Source organism: Curtobacterium sp. MCBA15_013 (assembly GCF_001865095.1).
Classification (GTDB): Bacteria; Actinomycetota; Actinomycetes; order Actinomycetales; family Microbacteriaceae; genus Curtobacterium.
On sequence record NZ_MJGQ01000047.1, the window covers coordinates 4,383 to 4,805 of the forward strand.

At 69.3% G+C, this 423-nt stretch carries 1 protein-coding gene; it reads left to right on the forward strand.

Annotated features, from left to right (window positions below; genetic code table 11):
- A partial coding sequence (locus BIV01_RS16785) for an aldo/keto reductase (protein WP_139199501.1) occupies positions 1-423 on the forward strand: 423 nt, incomplete at both ends.

Genomic DNA, 423 nt, shown 5'->3' on the forward strand with positions numbered 1-423 from the left:
CGACACCGCCGAGATGTACGGGTGGGGTGCCGGGGAACGACTCCTCGGTGCGGCCCTGGCGCCCGTCCGCGACGAGGTCACCATCGCCACCAAGTTCGGCTTCACCGCGGACGACTGGGCGCCCGACTCCCGCCCCGAGCACATCCGCGAGGTCGTCGACCAGAGCCTGCGGAACCTCCGCACCGACTCGATCGACCTCCTCTACCAGCACGTCCACGATCCGGCGGTGCCGATCGAGGACGTCGTCGGCGTGATGGCGGAGTACGTGCAGGCCGGCAAGGTCAAGTACATCGGGCTCTCGAACACCGACGGCGACCAGCTCCGTCGGGCCCACGCCGTGCACCCGATCTCGGCGTTCCAGACCGAGTACTCCGTGTTCGCCCGGGAGTCCGAGGAACTCTTCCCGCTCGTCGACGAGCTCGG